Source organism: Marinibacterium sp. SX1, from assembly GCF_050389775.1.
GTDB lineage: Bacteria > Pseudomonadota > Alphaproteobacteria > Rhodobacterales > Rhodobacteraceae > Marinibacterium.
The window spans coordinates 238,951-250,217 of sequence record NZ_CP177146.1; the positions used below are offsets into that span (position 1 = coordinate 238,951).

9 protein-coding genes are annotated in these 11,267 nt (G+C 68.6%); 6 read left to right on the forward strand and 3 right to left on the reverse strand.

Annotated elements, in window-relative coordinates:
- The first annotated feature begins 260 nt into the window (after window positions 1–260).
- Complete coding sequence (locus tag ACK3BB_RS23660; protein ID WP_428929145.1) at window positions 261–1,679, forward strand: efflux RND transporter periplasmic adaptor subunit; 1,419 nt, start codon at window positions 261–263, stop codon at window positions 1,677–1,679.
- A 6-nt stretch (window positions 1,680–1,685) separates the two neighbouring features.
- On the forward strand, window positions 1,686–4,802 hold the full coding sequence (locus ACK3BB_RS23665; protein ID WP_428929146.1) for an efflux RND transporter permease subunit: 3,117 nt from the start codon (window positions 1,686–1,688) through the stop codon (window positions 4,800–4,802).
- Between the two features lie 36 nt (window positions 4,803–4,838).
- Here ACK3BB_RS23665 and ACK3BB_RS23670 read toward each other — a convergent pair whose 3' ends face one another.
- Window positions 4,839–5,618, reverse strand: a complete 780-nt coding sequence (locus tag ACK3BB_RS23670) for an amidohydrolase family protein (protein ID WP_428929147.1) — start codon at window positions 5,616–5,618, stop codon at window positions 4,839–4,841.
- Window positions 5,619–5,704: 86 nt separating this feature from the next.
- Here ACK3BB_RS23670 and ACK3BB_RS23675 point away from each other — a divergent pair, with 86 nt between their 5' ends.
- From ACK3BB_RS23675 to ACK3BB_RS23690, 4 genes are read left to right on the forward strand one after another with little or no spacing between them, the layout of a single operon-like run.
- On the forward strand, window positions 5,705–6,436 hold the full coding sequence (locus ACK3BB_RS23675) for a GntR family transcriptional regulator (RefSeq protein ID WP_428929148.1): 732 nt from the start codon (window positions 5,705–5,707) through the stop codon (window positions 6,434–6,436).
- 32 nt (window positions 6,437–6,468) lie between these two features.
- The gene (locus tag ACK3BB_RS23680) at window positions 6,469–7,419 is read left to right on the forward strand and encodes a tripartite tricarboxylate transporter substrate binding protein (RefSeq protein WP_428929149.1); all 951 of its coding nucleotides are present in this window, start codon (window positions 6,469–6,471) and stop codon (window positions 7,417–7,419) included.
- Window positions 7,420–7,422: 3 nt separating this feature from the next.
- Window positions 7,423–7,872, forward strand: coding sequence for a tripartite tricarboxylate transporter TctB family protein (locus tag ACK3BB_RS23685; RefSeq protein ID WP_428929150.1), 450 nt, complete (start codon window positions 7,423–7,425; stop codon window positions 7,870–7,872).
- A 1-nt stretch (window position 7,873) separates the two neighbouring features.
- Complete coding sequence (locus ACK3BB_RS23690) at window positions 7,874–9,361, forward strand: tripartite tricarboxylate transporter permease (RefSeq protein WP_428929151.1); 1,488 nt, start codon at window positions 7,874–7,876, stop codon at window positions 9,359–9,361.
- A gap of 60 nt (window positions 9,362–9,421) precedes the next feature.
- Here ACK3BB_RS23690 and ACK3BB_RS23695 read toward each other — a convergent pair whose 3' ends face one another.
- Window positions 9,422–10,390 (reverse strand): FecR family protein, encoded by a 969-nt coding sequence (locus tag ACK3BB_RS23695; RefSeq protein ID WP_428929152.1) that lies wholly within the window; start codon window positions 10,388–10,390, stop codon window positions 9,422–9,424.
- Between the two features lie 61 nt (window positions 10,391–10,451).
- A complete protein-coding gene (locus tag ACK3BB_RS23700; RefSeq protein WP_428929153.1) occupies window positions 10,452–11,003 on the reverse strand; it encodes an RNA polymerase sigma factor in 552 nt (183 codons plus the stop codon).
- Between the last annotated feature and the right edge of the window lie 264 nt (window positions 11,004–11,267).

Here is an 11,267-nt window from a genome sequence, read left to right on the forward strand (position 1 = left end):
TGCCCTGCCTTACCCGCCGCAGCGCTGAATGCAAGTCGGGGCGGCCATGCGTTCCGCGAAGGGCCGGGGCGGCCGGCACATGGCAGGATCGCGGGCGTGGTGCGCGCATCCGACGGTCATCGGGGGCCGGCCTGTGGCCTTTCGGCGCCGCATCGCGGCACAATTTCCAGTGAAGTTGCCGTAATTACAATCGGGTATGCTATCCCCCGGGGCAGGGACGCGAGAATCAGTAAGGGTGGTGTGTCATGACGACCGGTGCGATGGCTTTCAGACAGGGGCCGGACGGCCACGTGGGTGATGCAGATCCCGGGGCCATGCGCCGCCGACGCCCGGCCCGTCCCGCTGGCCTGATCCCGGTGCTTCTGGCGGTTCTCTTGTGCCTCGCCGCCCTGCTGGCCGCGCCCGTCGCCCGGGCCCAGCAGGCGCCGGTGGTCGGCACCGTGGCCGTGCAATCCAAGGACATCGCCGACAGCGCGCGCTTTACCGGCCGGGTCAACGCGGTCAACAAGGTCGACATCCTGCCGCGCGTCGACGGTTTCCTGCTGTCGCTGGGCTTCAAGGAAGGCCAGGCGGTGAGCGACGGCCAGACCCTGTTCGAAATCGAGCCCGACAGCTACAAGGCCGCGATCACCGAGATCGAGGGCCGCATCCAGGCCGCCGAGGCCGACAAGAAACTGGCCGATATCGAGGTCGACCGGCAACAAACGCTGGTCGGCGACCAGGTCGCGGCGGAAAACGTGCTGCAACAGGCCCAGGCCCGCCAGGGCCAGGCGGCCGGCACCCTGCAGGAATTGCAGGGCGAGCTGCAGATCGCCAAGCTGAACCTGTCCTACACGACGATCACCGCGCCGTTCGACGGCCGGGTCGGGCTGACCGACATGGCAGAAGGGGCCTATGTCTCGCCCCAGAGCGGCACGCTGGTCACGGTCAGCAGCATCGATCCGATCTACGTGACCTTCCCGGTCTCGGAATCGGTGTTCCTGGATTTCACCGCCCGCCAGAAGGCGCGCGACACCAAGGCGCCGCTCGCCGTGGCGATCACCCTGGCCAACGGGCGGGATTACGACCACGACGGCACCATCGCGGTGGTCGACACCCAGGTGCAGCCGGGCACCGACACGATCCTGATCCGGGCCAGCTTTCCCAATCCCGAGGGGCTGCTGCGTGACGGCCAGCTGGTGCGGGTGACGCTGACCCAGGACACGGGCGAGGATTCGCTGACCATCCCGGCCCAGGCGCTGCAACGCGACCAGGGCGGGTACTTCGTGCTGGTCGTCGGCGATGACGGCAAGGTCGAGAAACGGGCGATCACCTTCGGGCGCATGGCCGGGCCGGATGTCATCGTGGCCGGCGGGCTGAAACAGGGCGAGCAGGTCATCACCGAGGGCATCCAGCGCGCCCGGCCCGGGTCGCAGGTCACCGCACAGCCCGCCACCCAGGCCGCGCCGACCGGTGCCGCCGCCACCCCGGCCGCTGCGGACGCGCCAGCAGGGACCGCCGATGGCGCCGCACCCTCCGGCAGCGATCCGGCCGCGTCCGGCGAGACAGCGTCCTCCGGCGATGCTCCGGCCCCGGATGCGGCTCCTGCCTCGGGCGATGGCGGCAACGCGGCCCCGGATGCGACATCCGCACCGGGCGATGGCGCCGGTGATGGCTCCGACGCGGCTCCGGCGGAGTAACCGGCGATGATCTCGAAGGTCTTCATCCACCGGCCGCGCATGGCGCTGGTCATCTCGATCGTCATCACCCTGGCCGGGGTGATCTCGTTGCTGCAACTGCCCGTCGCACAATTCCCCGACATCGTGCCGCCGCAGGTCCAGGTCACGGCCAGCTATCCCGGCGCCGGGGCCGACGTGGTCGAATCCACCGTGGCCCAGCCCATCGAAGAGCAGGTCGTCGGCGTGGCCGACATGCTCTACATGAAATCGACCAGCGGGGCCGACGGCAGCTATACGCTGAACGTCACCTTCGCCCCGGGCACCGATCCCGACATCAACACGGTCAACCTGCAGAACCGGGTCAGCCTGGCCGAATCCTCGCTGCCCGACCAGGTCACCCGGATCGGCGTGCGCACCAAGAAGAAATCCTCGGCCCTGCTGCAGGTCATCAACATCGTTTCCGACGACCCGTCGCATGACGACCTGTTCCTGTCCAACTTTGCCACGATCAACGTGCTGGACCGGATCAAGCGCGTGAACGGCGTGGGCGATGCCATCCTCTTCGGCGCCCAGGATTACTCGATGCGCGCCTGGCTGGACATCGACGCGATGACCAACCTGGACATCACCCCCGACGATGTCATCAACGCGATCAACGCCCAGAACGTTCAGGCCGCCATCGGCCGGGTCGGCGCCCAGCCGATGACCGCCGACCCGATTTTCCAGCTCAACATCCAGACCCAGGGCCGGCTGTCCTCGGTCGAGGCCTTCGAGGCCATTGTCATCCGTGCCGACGAGGACGGGTCCTTCGTGCGCCTGTCCGACATTGCCCGGGTCGAGCTGGGCGCGCGGTCGCTCGATAGCGAAAGCCGGTTCAACGGCCAGCCCACGGCCATGATCGGCGTCTATCTCTCGCCCGGGGCCAATGCGCTGGACACCTCGGCCAAGATCCAGGCCACGATGGACCAGGCCGAACAGGCCTTTCCCGACGACATCCACTGGCAGGTGCCCTACAATTCGGTCAGCTTCGTCAAGGCCAGCATCGAGGAAGTGCTCAAGACCCTGGGCGAAGCCTTTGTCCTGGTGGTTCTGGTGGTCTTCCTGTTCCTGGGCAGCCTGCGCATGACGATCATCCCGCTGATCGCCGTGCCGGTCTCGCTGATCGGGGCCATGGCCTTTCTGCTGGCCCTGGGCTTTTCGCTCAACACGATCTCGCTGCTGGCCCTGGTGCTGGCCATCGGCATCGTTGTCGACGATGCCATCGTGGTCATCGAGAATGTCGAAAAGGTCATGGACGACCATCCCGACCTGACCGTGCCCCAGGCCACCGAGCTGGCCATGGAACAGATTACCGCGCCGATCCTGGCCATCACCCTGGTGCTGCTGTCGGTCTTCGTGCCCGTGGCCTTCATCCCGGGCATCAGCGGCACGATCTTCCAGCAATTTGCCGTGGCCGTGTCCTTTTCGATGCTGATCTCGGCGCTCAACGCCCTGACGCTCAGCCCGGCCCTGTGTTCGATGCTGCTCAAGCGCCACGAGGGCGAGCGCAAGGGCCCGCTGGCCTGGGTCTCGCGCCAGATCGACCGGGCGGGGATGGGCTATGCCTCGGTCGCCGGCGCGCTGGCCCGCCGGGCCGTGCTGGCGCTGGTCTTCCTGGGCGCGTCGATCGTCGGGGCGGGCTACCTGTTCACCTCGACGCCTTCGGGCTTTCTGCCGACCGAGGACCAGGGCGCCTATTTCGTCGAGATGGCCCTGCCCGACGGGGCGTCGATCAACCGCACGCGCGAGACGATGAGCGATGTCTACGACATGCTCAAGGACGCGCCGGGGGTCGATAGCGTCGAGACGGTGACGGGCTACAGCTTTGTCGACGGGCTGGCCAAGTCGAACAGCGGCTTTGCCATCGTCATCATGAAACCCTTCGACGAGCGCACCGGCAAGGACGAGACCGTCGATGCCTCGATCGCCCATGCCCGCCAGCAGCTGGCCACCCTGCCGTCGGCCATCGGCGTGCCGTTCAACCTGCCGCCGATCATCGGGCTGGGCACCGGGTCGGGCTTTGAATACCAGCTGCTGTCGCTGGAAGGCGCCGATGCCCGCGAGCTGGGCGCCACGGCCATGGGCCTGATCACCGCCACCCATGACGAGCCGCGCCTGGCCGGGGTCTACACGACCTTCTCGGCCAATGCGCCGATCCTCGACCTCGATCTCGACCGCGAGCGGCTGCAGACCCTGGGTGTCGATGTCAGCACGCTGTTCCGGGCGATGCAGGCCACGCTGGGGGGCTATTACGTCAACGACATGAACCTCTTCGGCCGGACCTGGCAGGTCAACGTGCAGGCCGAGGAACGCTATCGCCAGAGCGTGACCGACATCTCGCGCATCCATGTGCGCAACGCCAAGGGCGAGATGGTGCCCATCCGCGCCGTGGCCAGTGTCGAGCTGACCTCGGGGCCGCAATCGCTGACGCGCTACAACAATTACCGCAGCGTGACGATTGCCGGCGGGCCGGCGCCGGGCGTGTCATCGGGCCAGTCGCTGGAGGCGATGGAAGACGTCTCGGCCAAGGCCCTGCCGCAGGGTTATGATTACGAATGGACCGGCACGGCCCAGCAGGAAATCGAGGCCGCGGGCAAGACGCCCATCGTGCTGGGGCTGGCCGTGCTCTTTGCCTACCTGTTCCTCGTCGCGCTCTACGAAAGCTGGACGATCCCGGTGGCCGTGCTGCTGTCGGTGTCCTTTGCCACCTGCGGCGCGCTGATCGCCCTGCGCCTGTCGGGGCTGGCCAACAACATCTATGCCCAGATCGGGCTGGTGGTGCTGATCGCCCTGGCGGCCAAGAACGCCATCCTGATCGTCGAATTCGCCATGGAGCGCCGCAAGTCCGGCGAGACGATCACCGATGCGGCCATCGACGGGGCCCGGGCGCGGTTCCGGGCGGTGATGATGACCAGCTTTGCCTTCATCGCCGGTCTGTTCCCGCTGGTCGTGGCCGAAGGCGCGTCGATGCTGGCCCGCCGGGGCGTGGGCGTGCCGGTGTTCGGCGGCATGATCGCCGCGGCCGTGGTGGGCATCTTTGTCATCCCCGCGCTCTACGTGCTGGCCCAGCGGTTCCGCGAAAAGGTGCACGGCACGCCGGACTGATCCCGGACAGGGCAGGGGGGGGGCGGCGGCGCCCCCTCAGGCCGGGCCGATGCCGTAGAGATGGCGCGCGGCGACCTGGTCGGCCAGCGGGCCCCAGTGATGGGCGGCCTCGCGGGTGCTGGCATAGCTGGTCCGGCTTTCGTGCTGGGTATGGGGCCAGTCGCTGCCCCAGACCACCCGGTCGAGGCCGATCAGTGACAGCAATTCGGTCGCATGGGGCCGGATGTCGAAGGGCACGCGGTAGCCGGCGGAGAACTTGAAGAACAGCGCCGAGCGGTCGGCAAGGCCCGCCACCGCGCCGATCAACGGATCGCGCCCGGCATCGGGTTCGCCGGGCAGGCCGAAATGGTCGATCACCACGTCGACGCCCTGGTCGGTCAGGGCCGGCAGCCAGCCGGCCAGGCGCGGGCCTTCCAGGTGGATGTCCAGGTGCAGCCCGCGTGCGCGCAACAGGTCCAGGAACCGCCGGGTTGCCGGAGCCGCCAGGTCGGGCAGGGTCACGCCGCGCACAAGGTTCCAGCGCAGACCGCGCACGCCCGCGGCCACCAGCGCGTCCAGCGCCGCTTCGCTGACATCCAGGGGCACCACCCCGACGCCGGCAAAGCGCTGGCGGTCCAGCCCGGCCAGCGCGGCGCAGAGCTCGGAATTGTCGGTTCCCAGAAAGCTGACCTGCACGATCACCCCGCCTTTCAGCCCGTGGGCCGCCTGGTGGGCCAGCCAGTCGGCCAGCGGCGCCGGGGCTGCCGGCACATAGCGCGCGCCCTTCACGGCCGTCACGGTTTCGTACACATGCGCGTGGCAATCGAACTGGATCATGGGGCCCCCTGCTGTCGAAGTCATATATATGACTAGTTGACTGCATGGGTCAACGTCGATTACCCCTGTTGCAAGGGAGGCCCCAGATGACCAACGGATTCGCACAGACCGATGCCCGGCTACCGGCCTATGCCCGGTTGCGCGACACGCTCAGCGGGCGCATTGCCCGGGGCGAATGGACCCCGGATCAGCCGATCCCGTCCGAGGCCCGGCTGGCCGGCGAATTCGATGTTTCGGTCGGCACGGTGCGCAAGGCTGTCGACGGGCTGGTCGGCGAGGGGCTTCTGGAACGCCGGCAGGGCTCGGGCACCTATGTCCGCGCGCCGTCCTTCAACGCCACCCTGTTCCGCTTCTTCCCGATGCGCGAAAGCGACGGCTCGCCCCTGTCGATCCCCCAAAGCCGCATGCTGGACCGGACGCTGACGCGGGCCACCGGCGAGGCCGCCCAGGCCCTGGGCGAGATCGAGGTCATCAAGATCACCCGCCTGCGCAGCCTGTCCGACCAGCCGGTCCTGTTCGAAGAGATCTACATCTCGCGCGACCGTTTCGACGGCTTCCAGGACCTGCCCGAAAGCGCCTTTGGCCCGCTGCTCTACCCGCTTTACTTCGAACGCTTCGGCCTGCTGGTGAAACGGGCCACCGACGAGGTGTCCTTTGGCCGGGCTTCCGACGCCGTGGCCGGCCAGCTGCAGGTGCCGCAAGGCGACCCGCTGGCCATCATCCGGCGCACGGCCTTCGACATCGAGGACCGGCCCGTCGAATGGCGCATCGCCAGCGGCAGCGCCAAGGGCTTCCGCTACGTGAGCGAAATCAAATGACACGACATGACACTTTCAAAGGGAGAGAGACAATGACACTCAAGGCAACCCTGCTGGGCCTGACCGCCGCCGCGGCGCTGGCGGCACCGGCCCTGGCCGAATATCCCGAACGGGCGATCGAGCTGACGATCCCGGCCGGGGCCGGCGGCGGCACCGACACCAGCGCGCGCAAGCTGGCCATCCTGCTCGAAGAGAAGCTGGGCGTGTCCATCGCCATCCTCAACGTCGGCGGTGGCGGCGGATCGGTCGGCGCGTCGCAGTTCATGCAGGCCCGGCCCGACGGCTATGCACTGTTTGCCACCTGGAACAGCCCGCTGACCACCGTGCCCCAGGTGCAGAACGTGGCCTATTCGCTCGACAGCTTCACGCCTATCGCCGCCACGTCCGAAACCGCCTACACGCTCTGCGTCAAGACCGATTTCCCGGCCACCACGGGCGCCGAGTTCCTGGCCGAGCTCGAAGCCAACCCGGGCAAGTACACCTATGGCAACGACGGGATCGGCGGCACCATGCAGCTGGCCGCCGAGCGGATCTTCCAGGCCCGGGGCATCGATGCCATCGCCATCCCCTTCGGCGGTGCCGGCGAGACCCTGCAGAACTTCCTGGGCAACCATGTCGACATCTACGGCGGGTCGATCTCGACCGTGCTGCCCTATGTCGAGACCGGCGAGGTCAAGTGCCCGCTGGTGACCTCGGCCGCCGACGTGCCGGCGCTGCCCGGGGCCTCGGGGCTGGACGCCCTGGGCATGGCCGACAAGGAGACCCTGCTGTGGCGGGCGATCCTGGGACCCAAGGGGCTGGACCCGCAGATCGTCGACAAGCTGGCCGAGGTCATCGACGAGGCGGTCAACGATCCGTCCTATGTCGAGTTCCTGGCCACCAAGGGCGAAGTGCCCAACGTCGTGAAGGGCCAGGCCCTGGCCGACCGGCTGCAGTCGGAATACGACGCGCTGGCCGAGGTTTCGGCACAGCTGGGCCTCTGATCCATGGAGAAGCGTCAGGATATCGTTCTGGGCCTGGTCTTCATGGGCATCGGCATCGCCGCGGCCTGGATGGCCCGGGGCTATACCGGGGCCAGCGGGACCTACCCGCTGGTGCTGGGCCTGATCCTGACGCTTCTTGGCGGGGCCGTGGCCCTGCGGGCCCTGCGCGCGGGATCGACGGCGCCCCGGACATTGATCGAGGCGCCGGCACAGATGATCACCGCCGCGGTCATCGCCACGATCTACGTGGCGCTGGTCGTGCCGCTGGGGTTCTACACGGCCTCGTTCCTGCTGATGCTGGCCCTGCCCACCGCCCTGGGCCTGCGCCGGCCGGGGCTGGTGCTGGCGGTGTCGGTCGTGTTCATGGGCCTTGTCTATCTCGTCTTCTCGGTGCTGCTGGAAAAACCGCTGCCGCGCGAGGCGCTCCTGTCCCTCCTTTCGGCCGGAGGCTGACATGGATTTCTATTTCGACGCACTTGCCAATGTCCTGACGTTCGGCCCGGTCGTGGCCATGGTCGGGGCGACCATGCTGGGGGTCTTTATCGGTGCGCTGCCCGGCCTGAACCCGGTGATGGCCATCGCCCTGCTGTTGCCCCTGACCTATTCGATGGATCCGCTGGTGGCCCTGGCCATGGTCGCTGGCATCTACAACGGCTCGATGTACGGCGGGGCGATCCCGGCCATCCTGCTGCGCATCCCCGGCACGCCGGCCTCGATCGCCACGACCTTCGACGGCTTTCCCATGGCCGACCGGGGCGAGGCGTCCAAGGCGCTCAAGATCGCCTGCTGGTCCTCGGCCGTGGGTGGCATCGTCAGCGCCGTGGCCCTGATGACCGTCGGCCCGCTGCTGGCCCGGCTGACGCTGTTCTTCGGCCCGGCCGAGTATTTCTGGATCGCCATCTTCGGCATGGCCTCGGTGGGTGTCATGGTCGGTTCGGACCCGGTCAAGGGTATCATGGCCGCCGTGCTCGGCCTGCTGATCGGCACGATGGGCATCGACAACCTGTCGGGCCAGGCCCGGTTCACCTTTGGCCAGACATGGCTTCTGGGCGGGATGGACCTGATCGTCGTGCTGGTCGGGCTCTATGCCCTGCCGCCGGTCCTGCAACTGGCCGAGAAACGCGACCTCGACGGGCTGACCGCCGACCAGCTGCGCCTGACCAACGCGCCCTTCGCCAAGGGCGAGATCCGCCGGCTGGTGCCGACCTGGGCCAGGGCCTCGGCCATCGGGGTCGGCGTGGGCATCCTGCCCGGGGCAGGGGGCAACATCGCGGCCTTCCTCAGCTACAATGCCGCGCGCAATGCCTCGGACGATCCCGACAGTTTCGGCAAGGGCAACCCCCAGGGCGTGGCCGCGGCCGAATGCGGCAACAATGCCGACAATGCCGCCTCGATGATCCCCGCCCTGTCGCTGGGCATCCCGGGCAATGTCGTCGCCGCGCTGGTGCTCAGCGCGCTGACCATCCACGGCCTGCAGCCCGGCCCGCAGCTCTTTCACCAGAACCCGGTTCTGGTCGGCGGGTTCATGATGGAAATGCTGCTGACCTCGGTGCTGATCTTCGCCCTTGGCGGGGCGGTGGCCACCCGGGTCTTTGCCCAGTTCCAACGCCTGCCCGGCGTGATGCTGGTGCCCGCGATCCTGGTGCTGATGTGCGTGGGCGTCTACGTCATCAACGGCCGGCCGGTCGACCTGTGGGTGATGCTGGGTGCCGGCCTGGCGGGCTATCTGCTGGAAAAGGTCAACGTGCCGCTGGCACCGATCATCCTGGGCATGATCCTCGGCCCGATGGCCGAACAGAGCGTGCGGCGGGCCCTGCTGATCAGCCGGGGCGACGCGACCGAGCTGCTGACCCGCCCGATCTCGGCCACGCTGGCCATTGCCACGATCCTGGTCATCGCCTGGCCGATCTTCAAGGCCATCCGCCGCCGGCGCGCGGCCTGATCGCGCCGCACCCGATTGCAGGGGGGCGGCCGGGTGCCGCCCCTTTTGCCTTGCCGGGGGTCAGTTCCGGCGGGTTCCGGTCACCAGGATCACCGGCCCCAGGTCGGCCATGCGCAGGCCAAAGGCCTGGCCCAGGAAGGCCAGCGCCTGGCGCGGCTCGGCAATGGCTATCGTGCCGCTGATCCGCTTGCGGGCCAGCGCCGGGCTGGCGATCACGATCTCGCCGCCAAACCGCTTGTCGATCTCGGCCACGACCTCGGACAGCGGTGTATCGTCCAGCACCAGCTTGCCGTCCTGCCAGGCCAGCACGGCCTCGGTGTCCGCCGGCCCCGGCAACCCGAGGGCACCATCGGCCTGCAGCGCCACGCCCTGGCCTTCGTCCAGCACGAGCGGTGGGCCGTCACTGCGCCGGGGCGCCACCCGGACGGCATGTTCGATCACCGTGACATCCGCCGCCCCGCCATGCATGCGGATGTTGAAGGCCGTGCCCAGGGCGGTGACCCCGGCGCCGTCGACCGTCACGGTAAAGGGCCGATCCGCGTCCGCGGCCACGTCGAACAGCGCCTCGCCCTTCATCAGGTGGACGATGCGCCGGTCGGGCGTCATCTCGATGCGGATGGCCGAGGCGGCGTTGAGATGCACGATCGACCCGTCGTCGAGCGTCACCACCGGCAGATCGCCCGCCCCGGCATAGACATCGGCCCGCAGCCGGGTGATCCCGTCCACCGACCAGGTCGCCCCGGCCAGCAGCCCCACAGCCAGCAGCCCCAGAAGCGCCGTCCGGCCGGGACGGGCCGGGGCCGGATCCTGGCTTGCCAGATCCGGGTCCGAACGGATCGCGCTGCGCGCATCGGTCAACAGCTGTTCGGCCCGGTCAAAGGCCCTGCGGTTCTCGGGCGCGCTGTCCAGCCAGTCGCGCAGCGCTTGGTCCTCCTCGGGGGCCAGTGCCCGCTCGCGGCGCAGCAGCACCCAGTCGGCGGCTTCTTCGTGACGCTTGCGTCGTGCTTGCGAAAGGCGCCTGTCCGGCATGCTTCCCCCACTGGTGATGCGGCTCGCTAGATAGACGAATGGCGGTCGCGATCCGGGACTTCTAGTCGAGGTCGGCGAGCCGGTCGAGGCAATGCACCATGGCCTTGCGCAGGTGGCGGTCGACCATGTTGCGCGTGATGTTCAGCCGCGCGGCGATCTGGTCGGGGCTCAGCCCGTCCAGCCGGTGCAGCACGAACACCGCCCGGCGGCGGGCCGGCAGCTCGCCGATGGCCTGGCGCAGCACGGCCAGCCGGGCCCGGGCGTCCAGCGCGGCCTCGGGCGCGGTTGTCTCGGCGGCCAGCCGGTCTTCCTGGCCGGTATAGGGCGCAAAGAGCGTGGTTTCGAATTGCTCGCGACGGTGACGGTCGATGCCCAGGTTGATCACCGCCCGGCAGAGGAAGGTCTTGATCGACCGCTGTTCGCGCAGGATCTCGGGCCGGGCGGCCAGCTTGACATAGAGGTCATGCACCACGTCGAACCGCTCGGTCCGCGAGCCGGGCCGGTGGCCGGCGGCCCGGGCGATATCGGTGTAATACATCTCGATCGCCCGGTTCAGCAGGTCATGCGCGTCGCAAGGGGCGAGGGGGTCTGATGCGCCGAGGGAACGGTCCATGGGTCGGGGAAATCCGGTTGGGGCGGGGCAGGGGACGGAACCGGGGGCTGGGCAAGGGGCCGGGCGGCCGGTTGGGCAAAAGCAAAGCAGATCGGGATGGGCCGATCAATGGTTGCGGGCGGGGTCGGCCCGAGGCGTGCCTTTCGTGCCGCAACGTGCGGCATCGGGCGGGTTGGGGGCGACGCGGTGCGGGGCGGAGGCGACGAGGTCCGCGGTGGTGCCGTACCGGGTTCCATGCGGGTGCCGTGATGCGGACCGGACGGG